The following is a 14,937-nucleotide window of genomic DNA, read 5'->3' as shown; positions in this document are numbered from 1 at the left end:
AGGCTGGCAGTGTCAGCCACTTTATGCGAGGGCGGGGTGGGGCATCTTGATTTGCATCAAGGAGGATCAAGATCAAAAGATCGCAGCCTTCGGCAGCTCCTACAGGTGTAATGCCATCCCATGTAGGAGCTGCCGCAGGCTGCGATCTTATGCTTTTAATGCCCCATGAGCCAATGCTGATGCGGCCCCGGCAAGGTCCAGATCCCAAACAACATCACCAACAACCCGCCCGCCATGCGCACGCTGCGTTTACGCAACAACGCCGTCACCCGTTCAGCCGCCAGCCCCGTAGCGAGCAAAACAGGCCAGGTCCCCAGCCCAAACGCCAACATCAACAGCGCACTGTCCAGCGCATTGCCCTGGCTGGCCGACCACAGCAAGGTGCTGTAGACCAGGCCGCACGGCAGCCAGCCCCAGAGCGTGCCCAGCAGCAGCGCGCGGGGCAGGCTCGACACCGGCAGCAGGCGGTTGGCCACCGGTTGGATATGCCGCCACAGGCCGCGACCGACACTTTCGATGCGCGTCAGCCCGCTCCACCAGCCGGCCAGGTACAGCCCCATGGCGATCAGCAGCAGGCCGGCGAGCACACGCATGAACATCGCCGCGGGACTGTTGGCCACCGCCCAGCCGGCCAGGCCGATCAACAGGCCGGCGGCGGCGTAGCTGAGGATGCGCCCCAGGTTGTAGGCCAGCAGCAGGCGAAAGCGGCGGCTGCGCTGCTCCTTGGGGATGGCCAACGTCAATGCGCCCATCAAGCCGCCGCACATGCCCAGGCAATGCCCGCCACCGAGCAGGCCGAGGATGAGCGCCGATACCAGCAGCGGCGCCAATTCAAGCATGGGGCGGCGCCTTGTCGTCGGGTTTCGGCGGGTGGCCGCTGGCCTCGTCGACCGCCGCGGTGTGGTTCGGGTCCTGGTCGTCGAACAGGATGCTGTGGGCCGGGCCGTCGAGGTCGTCGTACTGACCGCTGTCGACCGCCCAGAAGAAGATGTAGACGGCGATGGCCACGATCAACAGCGCGGCTGGAATCATCACGTAGAGAGCTGGCATCTGGACTCCATGCCCGCACGGCTCAGGCCGGCAGCGGGCGGGTTGCTGGCGTGGTGCGGGCAGTCGGCGCGCTCGGCAGGCGAGTCAGGCGCAGGGCGTTGAGCACCACGGTCAACGAACTGATCGACATGCCGACCGCGGCCCACACAGGCGTGATCCAGCCGAGGGCGGCGAACGGCAACATGAGGCCATTGTACAGCCCCGCCCACAGCAAGTTCTCGATGATCACCCGACGGGTGCGCCGTGCCAGGCTGAAGGCTTGCACCAGGGCATCGAGGCGGTTGGACAGGAGCACGGCGTCGGCGCTGGTTTTCGCCAGGTCCGTAGCCGAGCCCATGGCCACGCTGATATCGGCGGCGGCCAAGACGGGAACATCGTTGACCCCGTCACCGAGCATCAGCACCTTGCGGCCTTCCTTGTGCAGTTGTTGCAGGACCTGCAGTTTATCGTCCGGGCGCAGGCCCCCACGGGCCTCGTCGATACCCAGCTCGGCCGCGACACTGGCGACCATCGGCGAGCTGTCGCCGGACAGCAACAGGGTGCGCCAGCCGCGTGCCTTGCAAGCGGCGAGCAGGGCAGGGGCGTCGGCGCGCAAACGGTCGTCGAGCACCAGCCACGCCAGCGGCCCCTGGCTATCGCCGAGCAGCAGCCATTGGCCGGCTTCGTCCGGAATCGTTGGCACAACCGCGCCACTGAGTGCGCAGACAAAACCGGGCTGGCCGATGCGCAGGCGTTTAGCGCCGACCCGCCCTTCGAGGCCAAGCCCTGGCGTGCTGTGAACGTCCTCGGCGGCCAGCGGCGCGCGACCGAAAGCGCGGGCAATCGGGTGTTCGGAACGGTTCTCCAGGGCCGCGGCGAGACTCAGGCACTGGTCGCTGTCGAGAGTGCCGAGGGGGCGGATCGAGCGCAGCGCCAGGCGACCTTCGGTGAGGGTGCCAGTCTTGTCGAAAATCACCGTGTCGATCTGGTTCAATCCTTCCAGCACATGGCCGCGGGTCAACAGCAAACCCAGCTTGTGCAGGGTGCCGGTGGCAGCGGTGAGGGCGGTCGGCGTGGCCAGGGACAGGGCGCAGGGGCAGGTCGCGACCAGCATCGCCAGCACGATCCAGAAGGCCCGCGAAGGGTCCAGCTCCCACCACAGCAGGCCGATGGCGGCGGCGGCGATCAACGACAGCAGCAGGAACCATTGCGCGGCACGATCGGCGATTTCCGCCAGTCGGGGTTTTTCCGCCTGGGCGCGGTCGAGCAGGCGCACGATGGCCGAGAGGCGGGTGTCCTGACCCAGGGCCAGGACTTCGACGGTCAACGGACCTTCCACATTCAGTGTGCCGGCGGTGACGGCGTCGCCCGGGGTGCGTGGCTGCGGAAGGTATTCGCCAGTCAGCAGCGACTCGTCGATGCTTGACTGGCCGTCGAGGATCTTGCCGTCGGCCGGCAGGATCGCCCCCGGATGCACCAGCACCTGATCGCCGACCCGCAGTTCGCTGAGCAGGATGCGCTCGCTCTGGCCGTCGCCACCCAGGCGCAGGCATGAAGCGGGCAATAGATTGACCAGTTGCGCGGTCGCGGCGGCGGTGCGTTCCCGGGCTCGCCGTTCCAGGTAGCGCCCGGCCAGCAGAAACAGCGCAAACATGCCGACGGCATCGAAATACAGCTCGCCGACCCCGGTGATGGAGGTCCAGATCCCGGCGATGTAGGCGCTACCAATGGCCAGCGACACCGAAACGTCCATGGTCAGGTGCCGGGTGCGCAGGTCGCGCATGGCGCCCTTGAAGAATGGCGCACAGCTGTAGAACACGATCGGCGTGGTCAGGAACAGCGCGACCCAGCGCAGGATAGTGTGCAGCTCGGGGCTGAGGTCGATGTTGAATTCCGGCCAGGTGGCCATGGTCGCCATCATCGCCTGGAACCACAGCAAACCGGCCACGCCGAGCTGGCGCAGGGCCAGGCGGTTTTCGCTGGCCAGTTGTTCGCTGGCGCGGTCGGCCTGGTAGGGGTGAGCGGCGTAGCCGATGTGGCGCAGCTCGGCGAGCACCCGGCTCAGCGGCAATTGCGCGTCGGCCCAGCGCACGTGCAGGCGATGGTTGGACAGGTTCAGGCGTGCTTCGGCAACGGCCGGCAAGGTGCGCAGGTGTTTTTCGATCAACCAGCCGCAGGCGGCGCAACTGATGCCTTCGATCAGCAGGGTGGTTTCGGCCAGTTCGCCTTCGTGGCGAACAAAGGGTTGCTGCACGTCGGCGCGGTCGTACAGCGCCAGTTCATCGACCAATTGCACCGGCAGTGCTTCGGGGTTGGCCGAGGCTTCGCTGCGATGCTGGTAATAGCTCTCCAACCCGCCGGCGACAATGGCCTCGGCCACGGCCTGGCAGCCCGGGCAGCAGAATTCGCGGGACTCCCCGAGCACGGCGGCGGTGAAGCGGCTGCCGGCCGGGACGGGCAGGGCGCAGTGGTAGCAGGGGGTTGGGGTGGTCATTCAAAATTGTCCGGGGAGGGCGCTATCGCTGTAGGAGCTGACGAGTGAAACGAGGCTGCGATCTTTTGATCTTAACAAGCAAGATCAAAAGATCGCAGCCTGCGGCAGCTCCTACATTGATGCGCGAAGCGCAGCTTTCTATTTCTTCAGGTCTTCCGCGCCTTGCAGCGGCTCGTCACCCAGCAGCAGCTCTTTGTCGTGGTTGACCAGTTCTTCCTCGAACATGCGCCAGATGTGGTCATCCTGGCTGCCGAGCAATTCGATGAAGCGGCGGCCTTCGATCTTGTCGCTCAACTGGCCGATGTAGCGGCCCGTTTCAGTGTCGCTGCGGGTGAGAGTGATCTTGCGGTCCTTTTCCGGTTGCGTCGGCGAGATCAGGTTCAGCTCAAGCGTCGCCGGCTGGCTGTTGCCGCTCAGGCGCAGGTCGACTTCACCGGTCACGTCATCCAGGTGAATGCTGGCGCGCATCAACAGGGTCTGCGCCAGCAGTTCACGGTCGAGTGAACGGTTGATGCCTTTGCCAGCCTCGTAGTAGTTGTCGTTGACCAGGTTGTCCGGGTTTTTCACCGCGATGGTCACCATGGACAAGGTCAGGGTCACCGAGCAGGCCAGGATCCCGATGATGATCCACGGCCAAAGGTGCTTGTACCAGGGACTTGCGGCAGTTGCTGCGGGCATGATCACTTCTCTCAACGATTTTGTGGGCCGATGAATCGGCTCTTGGCTTCAACGTGGATGCTGGCGTCATCGGCGTCCTTGAGGATGAATTTCACCTCGTTGGTGCTCGACGGCAATTGTTCCGGGGCCACCGACAGTTCGACCGGCTGGCTGATGATGTCGCCGGCCGCCACCTTGATCTCACGCCGGCCTTGCAGCTTGAGGTCCGGCAGGCCGGTGGCCTCGAGCACATAGCTGTGGTCGCGCTGGTCCTTGTTCATGATCTTCAGGCTATAGACGTTCTCGATCCGGCCTTCGGCGTTCTCACGGTACAGCACGCGGTCCTTGCTGACGTCGAAACCGACCAGTGAACGCATGAAGAATGCGGTCACCAGCACACCGATCATCGCCATCAGCACCACGGCATAGCCAATCAGGCGCGGGCGCAGCTTATGGGTTTTCTGCCCGGACAGGTTGTGCTCGGTGGTGTAGCTGATCAGGCCGCGCGGGTACTCCATCTTGTCCATGATCGCGTCGCAGGCATCGATGCACGCCGCGCAGCCAATGCACTCGATCTGCAGGCCGTCGCGGATGTCGATCCCGGTCGGACAAACCTGGACACACATGGTGCAGTCGATGCAGTCGCCCAGGCCCTGGGCCTTGTAGTCGATGCCCTTCTTGCGCGGGCCACGGCTTTCGCCACGGCGCGGGTCGTAGGAGACGATCAGCGTGTCCTTGTCGAACATCACGCTCTGGAAGCGTGCGTACGGGCACATGTAGATGCACACTTGCTCGCGCAGCCAGCCGGCGTTGCCGTAGGTGGCGAGGGTGAAGAAACCGACCCAGAAATACGACCAGCCATCCGCCTCGCCGGTGAAGAACTGAATCACCAGTTCGCGAATCGGCGAGAAGTAGCCAACGAAAGTCATGCCCGTCACGAAACCGATCAACAGCCACAGGCTGTGCTTGCTGAATTTGCGCAGGAACTTGTTGGCGCTCATCGGCGCCTTGTCGAGTTTGATGCGCTGGTTGCGGTCGCCTTCGGTGACCTTTTCGCACCACATGAAGATCCAGGTCCACACGCTCTGCGGGCAGGTGTAGCCGCACCAGACCCGGCCGGCGTACACCGTGATGAAGAACAGGCCGAAGGCGGCGATGATCAGCATGCCGGACAGCAGGATGAAATCCTGGGGCCAGAAGGTGGCACCGAAGATGAAGAACTTGCGCTCAGGCAGGTTCCACCAGACGGCCTGGTGCCCGCCCCAGTTGAGCCACACCGTACCGAAATACAACAGGAACAGCGCGGCACCGCCTGCCATTCGCAGGTTGCGGAAAATGCCGGTAAAGGCACGGGTGTAGATTTTTTCCCTGGAGGCGTAGAGGTCGACGCTGTTGTTCGCGTTCTTGGCGGGCGGGGTGACGTCGTGTACCGGAATCTGGTTGCTCATCATTGCATCCCACGGCAGTGGAAAAATGCCTCGGTCAGTACGTGCCGACCGCGGTCAAAAAGAGGTGTCGCAGTGGCCCAATGATACGCCTGTCGCTCTAGCTCAAGGGTGCGACCTTTGGTCGCGTTGGGGAAAAATCAACAATGGTGTAGCGAATGTAACAAAACATGATGCAGGTCACTTGACTATAGACAATTCGCTTTTGCCCTTTATCCACCCTGGACGATTTCAGGGCTTATGGTCCGGGTAATAGTTTGAGAACAATGCTGGATGGCATCGTCAATATGAAATGCGTACTCTGGATCGGCGACAGTAACCATGTCGCAGCTTGAACATTCAATAATTTACTTAAGGAAAAGTAACCATGACCCATCATGAAGATGAACCCACCGCTGCGCAAATCCCGGCTGCCGAGCCACAAGTCACCCCGGAGCCGAAACCTGTGACCGGTTGCACGGCTCCAGCTCCTCAGACGACGTCCAGTACCACGACTCACACGATTGAGTCTTCTATCGATAAAGCCCGCCCCAGGGGGATTGCTGCTGACAACAAGCGCGGAACGGGTGGCCTGGACTCCTTGGGTGGCGGTCGCCTTCCATAAGCTGCCGGGGGTGCATGAGTCTCTCCCAGGTTCATGCAGGCATTGAATACGCTTGGGTCGCCGTTGCCCATTGCTGCCAGAATGAGTCGTGGGCATCTATAGACGAGCGTAAGCCACAATAGAAACGGCCCCGCCAATTCACATTGGCGGGGCCGTTTTTTGTTGCATCAAGCGTTTGCCTTACTGGGCGTCCGCCACCGGAGCCTTCTCGCCATGCGACAGGCTGTAGACGTAAGCGGCCAGCAGGTGAACCTTGTCGTTGCCCTGCATCTGCTCTTGCGCAGGCATCTGGCCCTGACGGCCGTAACGGATGGTCTGCTGCAGTTGCGCGAAGCTCGAACCGTAGATGAACGCGGCCGGGTGGGTCAGGTCGGGTGCGCCCATCGCCGGGGTGCCTTTACCTTCCGGACCGTGGCACGCCACGCAGTTGGCCGCGAACAGTTTCTGCCCGGCAACCGGGTCGGCCTTGGTGCCTTCCGGCAGCTTGCGGCCATCAAGGTTGGTCAGGACGAAAGCGGCAACGTCCGCCACGCCTTGCTCGCCGATCACTTCAGCCCACGCCGGCATCACCGCGTGACGGCCGCCCATGATGGTGGTCTTGATGGTTTCCGCTTCGCCGCCCCAGCGCCAGTCGGCGTCGGTCAGGTTAGGGAAGCCATAGGCACCCTTGGCGTCGGAACCGTGGCAGACCGAGCAGTTGGAGGCGAACAGGCGGCCGCCCATTTTCAGCGCCTGTGGATCCTTGGCCACCTCTTCGATCGGCATGGAAGCGAACTTGGCGAAGATCGGACCGAACTTGGCGTCCGAGCGGGCCATTTCCTTTTCCCACTCGTGAACGCCGGTCCAGCCGGTCTGGCCGTTGGCAAACGCGGTCTGCTTCTCGTTATCCAGGTAGTTGTAACCCGGCAGCAGGCCTTTCCAGTTGCCCAGGCCCGGGTACAGCACCAGGTAGCCCAGGGCGAAGATGATGGTGCCCACGAACAGCATGAACCACCATTTCGGCAGGGGGTTGTCGTACTCCTCGATCCCGTCGAAGGAGTGGCCAACCGTCTCTTCGGTCGCCTCGGTGCGCTGGCCCTTGCGGGTCGACAGCAGCAGCCAGGTCAGGGAAAAGATCGTACCGAGACTGAGGACTGTGACATACAGACTCCAGAATGTAGTCATTCTTTGTTACTCCTAGAAGCTTGCTCGACGTGCTTGATGGCTTCGGGATCATCCGCAAAAGGCAGCAAGGTCGCGTCTTCGAACTCCGACTTGCGCTTGGGACTGAATACCCACAACGCCAGACCGACGAAGGCCACCATCACGACTACGGTGCCCAGGCCACGAATCATCCCGATATCCATTTAGATCACCGTTTGCTTTTGATGATGGTGCCCAGGCCTTGCAGATAGGCCACCAGCGCGTCCATTTCGGTTTTGCCCTTAACGGCATCCTGTGCACCGGCGATGTCTTCGTCGGTGTAAGGGACGCCGAGCGTGCGCAAGACTTCCATTTTCTTCGCGGTTTCCTTGCCGTCGAGCTTGTTTTCCACGAGGAACGGGTAGGCCGGCATTTTCGACTCAGGCACAACGTTGCGCGGGTTGTACAAGTGCGCACGCTGCCAGTCATCGGAGTAACGACCGCCGACACGGGCCAGGTCCGGACCGGTACGCTTGGAACCCCACAGGAACGGGTGGTCCCACACGCTTTCACCGGCGACCGAGTAGTGGCCGTAACGTTCGGTTTCAGCACGGAACGGGCGGATCATCTGCGAGTGGCAGCTGACGCAACCGTTGGCGATGTAGACGTCGCGGCCTTCCAGTTCAAGGGCCGGGCGGGGCTTCATGCCCTCGACCGGCTTGTTGGTGACGTCCTGGAAAAACAGCGGAACGATCTGGGTCAAGCCGCCGACACTGACGGCGATAACCATGAAGAAGGCCAGCAGGCCAATGTTCTTCTCGACTGCTTCATGCTTCATCAGTGAGCTCCAACTACAGCAATCTGTTCGGCAGCTTCAGCTTCTGCCGGGTTCGAGGCACGTACGGTACGCCATACGTTGTAGGCCATGAACAGCATGCCAGCGGCGAAGAACGCACCGCCCAGGGCACGCACGATGAAGCCAGGGTGGCTGGCCTGCAGTGCTTCGACGAAGGAGTAGGTGAGGGTGCCGTCGTCGTTGATTGCACGCCACATCAGGCCCTGGGTGATGCCGTTGACCCACATCGAAGCGATGTACAGCACGGTACCGATGGTCGCGAGCCAGAAGTGCGTGTTGATCAGGCCGATGCTGTGCATCTGCGCGCGACCGAACAGTTTCGGGATCATGTGGTAGATCGCGCCGATCGAGATCATCGCAACCCAGCCCAGCGCGCCGGCGTGTACGTGGCCGATGGTCCAGTCGGTGTAGTGCGACAGCGAGTTGACGGTCTTGATCGCCATCATCGGCCCTTCGAAGGTCGACATGCCGTAGAACGCCAGGGACACCACCAGGAACCGCAGGATCGGGTCGGTGCGCAGCTTATGCCAGGCGCCCGAAAGGGTCATCATGCCGTTGATCATGCCGCCCCAGCTTGGTGCCAGCAGGATGATCGACATGGCCATGCCCAGGGACTGAGCCCAGTCCGGCAGAGCGGTGTAGTGCAGGTGGTGAGGACCGGCCCAGATGTACAGGGTGATCAGCGCCCAGAAGTGCACGATGGACAGGCGATAGGAGTAGATCGGACGCTCGGCCTGTTTCGGCACGAAGTAGTACATCATCCCCAGGAAGCCCGTGGTCAGGAAGAAACCTACGGCGTTGTGGCCGTACCACCACTGGATCATCGCGTCGGTCGCACCCGAGTAGGCCGAGTAGGACTTGAACAGGCTGACCGGCAGCGACATGTGGTTGACGATGTGCAGCATCGCCGTCACGACGATGAAGGCACCGTAGAACCAGTTGCCCACATAGATGTGCTTGGTCTTGCGCTTGACGATGGTGCCGAAGAACACCAGGCCGTAGGTAACCCAGACGATGGCCAGCAGAATGGCGATCGGCCATTCCAGCTCAGCGTATTCCTTGGTGGTGGTGTAACCCAACGGCAAGGTAACGATGGCGCCGACGATCACCGCTTGCCAACCCCAGAAGGTGAAGGCCGCGAGGCTGTCGGAAATCAGTCGCGTTTGGCAGGTTCGCTGCACGACGTAATAGGAAGTGGCAAACAGTGCACAACCACCGAAGGCGAAAATCACCAGGTTGGTGTGCAACGGGCGCAGGCGTCCAAAGCTCGTCCAGGGCAGACCGAAGTTCAATTCCGGCCAGACCAGTTGCGAGGCGATGAAGACACCGAGCCCCATGCCAAGGATCCCCCAGACCACCGTCATGATGGCGAACTGGCGGACTACCTTATAGTTATAAGCAGTCGGACTGATTGCTGTGCTCATTCTAAGGTTCCACGGTTTGGGTGTTTTATTAGGATTAAAAATCGGCCGCAAGTATGTAGAAAGCAGGGGGTCATTGCAACGCGCCATGACCTGGGTCAATGCTTTCAAATGCTGATTCTGCGGCCTTTCCATGCGCCGCGTAGGGTCAAAATTGGCCTCGGACAAAATGTCGCAGGGAACGGAAGAAGCGAGGGGGTTCAGGTCACTTGTAACGGGGTGTGTTGAAAAGGCCTGATCGCCGACCGACGGCATTTGGCTCGACAGCCGGTATCTACCTGCCTTTGCGGCCTTTCAATCGGCCGATTGGTTGAACACATCGTGCAAGGAAGACCTGGAACCGGCACGGGCCAGTCCCCATCGATCAAGCGTAGACCCGAATCCGGGGATTCGAAAGGGGAGGTTTGGAAGGGTGCGACAATGGGTCGCAAAGGGGCAGGGAACTGCCGCATCCGAAAGAATGCGGCAGTGGGGGTGTTGCGAACTATTGCTTTTTGCCTTCGACTTGCAGGTTTTCTGTATTCAATCCATGTGACAGGCTGTACACATAAGCCGCAAGCAACTGTACTTTATCGTTGCCGAGCAGCTCATTCTGCGCCGGCATGTGACCCTGGCGACCATGGCGGATGGTCTGCTCGAGCTGGGTCAACCCCGTGCCGTAGATGAAACCGGCCGGGTGCGTCAGGTTTGGCGCGCCCATGGCTGCAGTGCCCTGGCCGTTGGCCCCGTGACAGGCGGTGCAGGTGCTGCTGAACGCTTGCTGTCCGGCTTGCAGGTCGGCCTTGCTGTCCGCCGGCAATGGCAGGCCTGCCAATTCATGGCGGACATAGGCGGCAACGTTCTTCACCCCCGCTTCGCCGAGGATTTCACCCCAGGCCGGCATCGCCGCCATGCGTCCACCCAGGATGGTGGCCTTGATGGTGTCGGCGTCGCCGCCCCAGCGCCAGTCGCTGTCTGCCAGGTTGGGGAAGCCGAATGCGCCCTTGGCATCCGAGCCGTGGCACACCGAGCAGTTGGAGGCGAACAGGCGACCCCCCATTTTCAGTGCTTGCGGGTCCTTGGCCACTTCCTCCAGCGGCATGGCGGCGAATTTGGCGAAGATCGGCCCGAATCGGGCGTCGGCCCGGTCCATTTCCTTTTCCCACTCGTGCACGCCGGTCCAGCCGTTGGCGTAGCCGGGCAGGATGCCTTTCCAGTTGCCAAGGCCCGGATAGAGGATCAGGTAACCGACGGCAAACACCAGGGTGCCGGCGAACAGCATGAACCACCATTGCGGCAACGGGTTGTCGTACTCCTCGATGCCGTCGAAGCTGTGGCCCATGGTCTGGTCGACGCTGCCCTTGGTTTCGCCCTTGCGGGTGCCGATCAGCAGCCAGGTCAGGCCGATCAGGCTGCCGATGGTCAGTACGCAGATCCACGTACTCCAGAAAGTGGTCATGGCCGGGTGCTCCTTGTGGCGGATTCTTCGGGGATCTCGGGGTGTGGCTCGTCGGCGAACGGCAGCAGGCGCGCTTCGGCGAATTGCGCGCTGCGCTTGCCGTTGAAGACCCACAGCGTCAGGCCGACGAAGGCCACGAACACCACGACCGTGCCCAGGCCGCGGATCATTCCAGTGCTCATTTCAACGACCATGGCTCACCTCTTGCTCTTGATCGCAGTGCCGAGCACTTGCAGGTAGGCAACCAGTGCGTCCATTTCGGACTTGCCCTTGAGCGACTCGGCTGCGCTTGCGATGTCGTCGTCGGTATAGGGCACGCCCAGGGTACGCATGGCCTTGAGCTTGGTTTCGGTGTGGTTGCTGTCGACCGCGTTGGCCACCAGCCACGGGTAGGCCGGCATCTTCGATTCCGGCACCACGTTGCGCGGGTTGTACAAGTGCGCGCGGTGCCAGTCATCGGAGTAACGCGCGCCCACCCGGGCCAGGTCCGGCCCGGTGCGTTTCGAACCCCAGAGGAACGGGTGGTCCCAGACGCTTTCGCCGGCCACCGAGTAGTGCCCGTAGCGTTCGGTCTCGGCGCGGAACGGGCGGATCATCTGCGAATGACAACCGACGCAGCCTTCGCGGATGTAGATGTCGCGGCCTTCCAGTTGCAGCGCGGTGTAGGGCTTCATGCCTTCCACCGGCTTGTTGGTCACGTCCTGGAAGAACAGCGGGACGATCTGGGTCAGGCCGCCGATGCTCACGGCCAGGATCATCAGGAGCAGCAACAGGCCGACGTTTTTCTCGATAGTTTCGTGTTTCATGGCGGACTCCTCAGGCCATCTGCGCGGCAGCGGCGGCTTCGGCAGGCTGCGAGGCCCGCACGGTGCGCCAGGTGTTGTAGGCCATCAGCAACATGCCGCTGAAGAAGATCGCCCCGCCCACCAGTCGCACGACGAAGCCAGGGTGGCTGGCCACCAGGGTTTCGACGAAGGAGTAGGTCAGCGTGCCGTCCTCGTTGACGGCGCGCCACATCAGGCCCTGGGCGATGCCGTTGACCCACATCGAGGCGATGTACAGCACCGTGCCGATGGTGGCGAGCCAGAAGTGCGCGTTGATCAGGCCGATGCTGTGCATCTGCGCGCGACCGAAGATTTTCGGGATCATGTGGTACAGCGCGCCGATGGAAATCATCGCGACCCAGCCGAGCGCGCCGGCGTGCACGTGGCCGATGGTCCAGTCGGTGTAGTGGGAGAGGGCGTTGACGGTCTTGATCGCCATCATCGGCCCTTCGAAGGTCGACATGCCGTAGAACGCGAGCGACACCACGAGGAAACGCAGGATCGGGTCGCTGCGCAACTTATGCCAGGCGCCCGACAGGGTCATCATGCCGTTGATCATCCCGCCCCAGCTTGGCGCCAGCAGGATCAGCGACATCACCATGCCCAGCGACTGCGCCCAGTCCGGCAAGGCGGTGTAGTGCAGGTGGTGGGGGCCGGCCCAGATGTACAGGGTGATCAGCGCCCAGAAGTGCACGATCGACAGGCGATAGGAGTACACCGGACGCTCAGCCTGTTTCGGCACGAAGTAATACATCATCCCGAGGAAACCGGCGGTGAGGAAAAACCCCACGGCGTTGTGCCCGTACCACCATTGCACCATGGCGTCGGTGGCACCGGAGTACAGCGAATAGGACTTGGTGAAGCTGACCGGCAACTCCATGTTGTTGACGATGTGCAGGATCGCCACGGTGACGATGAACGCACCGAAGAACCAGTTACCGACGTAGATGTGCTTGGTCTTGCGCTGCATGATCGTGCCGAAGAACACGATGGCGTAGGCGACCCAGACGATGGTGATCAGGATGTCGATCGGCCATTCCAGCTCGGCGTATTCCTTGGAACTGGTGTAGCCCAGCGGCAGGCTGATGGCCGCCAGCAGGATCACCAGCTGCCAGCCCCAGAAACAGAAGGCGGCGATTTTCGGTGCAAACAGCTGGGCCTGGCAGGTGCGTTGCACCGAATAAAACGAACTGGCGAACAGGGCGCAACCGCCGAAGGCGAAGATCACCGCGTTGGTGTGCAGCGGGCGCAGGCGGCCGAAGCTGGTCCAGGGCAAATTGAAGTTGAGTTCCGGCCAGACCAACTGGGCAGCGAGAAAAACCCCGAGCCCCATGCCGACGATGCCCCACACCACCGTCATAATGGCGAATTGGCGGACCACCTTATAGTTGTAGGCGGTACTGATAGAAGTGTTCATGGTTCCCCATCCACGGTTCAGCCCAAGTGTGCAAACGCACCCTTTGGCCGGAGTTATAGGCAGACTAAAAGCGAGGCAAGCATGGACAAACAGCACAAGGCCGGTATTGACGGGGATCAATGGGCGCAGTGCGTGCGGGATCACGGATGGTTGTGGAATGCCACCAGCGGCAAGGCCTCGGCGACCCTGATCCTGGCCCACGGCGCCGGCGCGCCGATGGACAGCGACTGGATGAGCGACATGGCGCAACGCCTTGCCGCACACGGCGTCAACGTGCTGCGCTTTGAATTTCCGTACATGGCTCAGCGGCGTGTCGATGGCAGCAAACGCCCGCCGAATCCGGCGGCGAAACTGCTGGAATGCTGGCGTGAGGTGTACGGCGAAGTGCGACGTCATGTCACTGGGCCCTTGGCCATTGGCGGCAAGTCCATGGGCGGGCGCATGGCCAGTTTGCTGGCCGATGAACTGGGCGCGGACGCGCTGGTGTGCCTTGGCTATCCGTTTTATGCCGTGGGCAAACCGGAGAAACCGCGGGTCGAACATTTGGCTGGATTGAAAACGCGGACGCTGATCGTGCAGGGCGAGCGGGATGCGTTGGGTAATCGTGAGGCGGTCGAGGGTTATGCGTTGTCACCGAACATCGAAGTGTTCTGGCTGGTGGCGGGGGATCATGATTTGAAGCCGTTGAAGGCTTCGGGATTTACCCATGAGCAGCATTTGGCTTCGGCGGCGAGTCGGGTGGCGGCGTTTCTCCAGTGAATCTTTCGACAGCGCTCATGGCCTCATTGTGAGTAACCCCACAATGGATAAGGTGCACTCATCCATTGTGGGGGGCAGCTACCACTAGTTGGGATAGCCTGCCACGTCATTAACTTTAGACTGGTTGTCTTGTCAAATCGAATTCGCCGTTGGGAGATTTGACGTTGGAGCCGAATGTCGCTTCAAAGTGACCCTTGAAAGTGTTGTTCTTCGGATCGAGTCTGATAGAGACTTTAGCAGATAGTGCTTCTATTACGTTGTATTTTGGATTGCCGATCGAGTAATAATGTTCAAAGGTAAGCCCCTGCTCTCCTAGATTAAGTGTCTTGTCAATAATGTTTTCGTCAATGTAGTCAAACTGGAAAATATAGTGGAAAAGGTCATTTGTTAGGTGGGAGCCTTTCCGGGCGTACACGCACCATTTTTTCCGTCCACCAGAAAGACTCCAAAGTTCCGCGCGAGCAGTGGTCGCTTCGGTCCAGTCGAGCTCTGAATCCAAGCGCCACCTGAAAGTGCCATCGGTACCTGGGTTCGGTTGTTTCATTGTCTCTAACATGCGTTCGAAATTGTTATCCATTTCAGCTTCATCTCGTGGGTATTGACATTGACGTTCTGTCGATGCCGTGAGGAACACCCTAAGATTTTTTCCGCAGCAGTGTAACTGTCACAAATGACAGTGGAATTATTGATATTTGCGTGGTTTCGTAGATGTGGTTTGTGACGCGAATTCATGAACACCGCAAACCACTGTAGGAACTGGCTTGCCAGCGAAGAGGCCCTGTCAGGCAACTTGGCTTTCACTGATGCAACAAAAAACCCGGAAGCTTTCACTGTCCGGGTTCTGTATCAGCCAGCATCAATCAGCGGTTAA

At 61.1% G+C, this 14,937-nt stretch carries 15 protein-coding genes; 1 reads left to right on the top strand and 14 read right to left on the bottom strand.

Annotated features, from left to right (window positions below; genetic code table 11):
* Positions 1 to 155: 155 nt before the first annotated feature.
* The 13 genes from SOP85_RS18240 to ccoN (SOP85_RS18180) form a co-directional block, all read right to left on the bottom strand.
* Positions 156 to 839, bottom strand: coding sequence for a sulfite exporter TauE/SafE family protein (locus SOP85_RS18240; protein WP_323627768.1), 684 nt, complete (start codon positions 837 to 839; stop codon positions 156 to 158).
* On the bottom strand, positions 832 to 1,050 hold the full coding sequence (ccoS, locus tag SOP85_RS18235) for a cbb3-type cytochrome oxidase assembly protein CcoS (protein WP_008057874.1): 219 nt from the start codon (positions 1,048 to 1,050) through the stop codon (positions 832 to 834). Before ccoS ends, SOP85_RS18240 begins: the two co-directional genes overlap by 8 nt.
* A gap of 22 nt (positions 1,051 to 1,072) precedes the next feature.
* Entirely contained in the window at positions 1,073 to 3,523 is a 2,451-nt protein-coding gene (locus SOP85_RS18230) for a heavy metal translocating P-type ATPase (RefSeq protein ID WP_323627767.1), read from the bottom strand.
* 138 nt (positions 3,524 to 3,661) lie between these two features.
* Positions 3,662 to 4,201 carry a FixH family protein gene (locus SOP85_RS18225; RefSeq protein WP_323627766.1) on the bottom strand — a complete coding sequence of 180 codons (540 nt, stop codon included), beginning with the start codon at positions 4,199 to 4,201 and terminating at the stop codon, positions 3,662 to 3,664.
* Between the two features lie 11 nt (positions 4,202 to 4,212).
* Positions 4,213 to 5,628 (bottom strand): cytochrome c oxidase accessory protein CcoG, encoded by a 1,416-nt coding sequence (gene ccoG, locus SOP85_RS18220; protein WP_323608436.1) that lies wholly within the window; start codon positions 5,626 to 5,628, stop codon positions 4,213 to 4,215.
* Positions 5,629 to 6,409: 781 nt separating this feature from the next.
* Positions 6,410 to 7,393, bottom strand: coding sequence for a cytochrome-c oxidase, cbb3-type subunit III (gene ccoP / locus SOP85_RS18215; protein WP_323627765.1), 984 nt, complete (start codon positions 7,391 to 7,393; stop codon positions 6,410 to 6,412).
* A complete protein-coding gene (locus SOP85_RS18210) occupies positions 7,390 to 7,575 on the bottom strand; it encodes a CcoQ/FixQ family Cbb3-type cytochrome c oxidase assembly chaperone (RefSeq protein ID WP_032831505.1) in 186 nt (61 codons plus the stop codon). The genes ccoP (SOP85_RS18215) and SOP85_RS18210 overlap by 4 nt, the downstream gene beginning before the upstream one ends.
* 5 nt (positions 7,576 to 7,580) lie before the next feature.
* Complete coding sequence (ccoO, locus tag SOP85_RS18205; protein ID WP_274077974.1) at positions 7,581 to 8,189, bottom strand: cytochrome-c oxidase, cbb3-type subunit II; 609 nt, start codon at positions 8,187 to 8,189, stop codon at positions 7,581 to 7,583.
* A complete protein-coding gene (gene ccoN / locus SOP85_RS18200; RefSeq protein ID WP_274077975.1) occupies positions 8,189 to 9,631 on the bottom strand; it encodes a cytochrome-c oxidase, cbb3-type subunit I in 1,443 nt (480 codons plus the stop codon). Before ccoN (SOP85_RS18200) ends, ccoO (SOP85_RS18205) begins: the two co-directional genes overlap by 1 nt.
* Positions 9,632 to 10,112: 481 nt before the next feature.
* Positions 10,113 to 11,066, bottom strand: a complete 954-nt coding sequence (gene ccoP, locus SOP85_RS18195) for a cytochrome-c oxidase, cbb3-type subunit III (RefSeq protein WP_323627764.1) — start codon at positions 11,064 to 11,066, stop codon at positions 10,113 to 10,115.
* A complete protein-coding gene (locus SOP85_RS18190) occupies positions 11,063 to 11,260 on the bottom strand; it encodes a cbb3-type cytochrome oxidase subunit 3 (RefSeq protein ID WP_323627763.1) in 198 nt (65 codons plus the stop codon). Before SOP85_RS18190 ends, ccoP (SOP85_RS18195) begins: the two co-directional genes overlap by 4 nt.
* Positions 11,261 to 11,263: 3 nt before the next feature.
* On the bottom strand, positions 11,264 to 11,872 hold the full coding sequence (gene ccoO / locus SOP85_RS18185; protein WP_274077978.1) for a cytochrome-c oxidase, cbb3-type subunit II: 609 nt from the start codon (positions 11,870 to 11,872) through the stop codon (positions 11,264 to 11,266).
* A 10-nt stretch (positions 11,873 to 11,882) separates the two neighbouring features.
* Entirely contained in the window at positions 11,883 to 13,307 is a 1,425-nt protein-coding gene (ccoN, locus tag SOP85_RS18180) for a cytochrome-c oxidase, cbb3-type subunit I (RefSeq protein WP_323608432.1), read from the bottom strand.
* 81 nt (positions 13,308 to 13,388) lie between these two features.
* Here ccoN (SOP85_RS18180) and SOP85_RS18175 point away from each other — a divergent pair, with 81 nt between their 5' ends.
* Positions 13,389 to 14,066 (top strand): alpha/beta fold hydrolase, encoded by a 678-nt coding sequence (locus tag SOP85_RS18175; protein WP_323627762.1) that lies wholly within the window; start codon positions 13,389 to 13,391, stop codon positions 14,064 to 14,066.
* Positions 14,067 to 14,181: 115 nt separating this feature from the next.
* On the opposite strand, the gene SOP85_RS18170 is transcribed toward SOP85_RS18175, so the two are convergent.
* Positions 14,182 to 14,643: a hypothetical protein gene (locus tag SOP85_RS18170; RefSeq protein ID WP_323627761.1), complete on the bottom strand. Its 462-nt coding sequence runs from the start codon at positions 14,641 to 14,643 to the stop codon at positions 14,182 to 14,184.
* Between the last annotated feature and the right edge of the window lie 294 nt (positions 14,644 to 14,937).

The organism is Pseudomonas sp. YuFO20 (assembly GCF_035064975.1).
GTDB classification, from domain to species: domain Bacteria; phylum Pseudomonadota; class Gammaproteobacteria; order Pseudomonadales; family Pseudomonadaceae; genus Aquipseudomonas; species Aquipseudomonas putida_AE.
The sequence above is the reverse complement of the archived record's forward strand: the minus strand, read 5'-3'. Positions and strand labels throughout refer to the sequence as shown.